Origin of the sequence: Halorubrum sp. SS7, assembly GCF_005435055.1 — an archaeon.
Lineage (GTDB): Archaea > Halobacteriota > Halobacteria > Halobacteriales > Haloferacaceae > Halorubrum > Halorubrum salinarum.
Window position 1 is genome coordinate 1 of sequence record NZ_SGXV01000611.1, and the last position, 239, is coordinate 239.

Below are 239 nucleotides of genomic sequence, written 5' to 3' on the forward strand. Positions count from 1 at the left end.
TCCGCGTCGAGGCCGTCGGTCACCGCCGGAACGTGTACGACCGACACCTCCCGCCCTGACCGCTCACTGCTGCTCCTCTCCCTCTCCTTCCGGCATCCCCACGGCTTTCCGCGTGGCGCGAGATCGGTGACCCATGGCTTCCAACACCACCGGCGGACGCGAGACGTTCGACGTCGGCGGCGAACTGACAGTCAACCGCCTCGGCTTCGGCGCGATGCGGGTCACGGGCGAGGATATCG

The 239-nt window shown here is 68.6% G+C and carries 1 pseudogene; it reads left to right on the plus strand.

Features of this window, described 5'->3' with window-relative positions:
* Positions 1-133 precede the first annotated feature (133 nt).
* Positions 134-239 (plus strand): annotated as a pseudogene (locus EXE44_RS21785) (oxidoreductase); the annotation flags it as partial.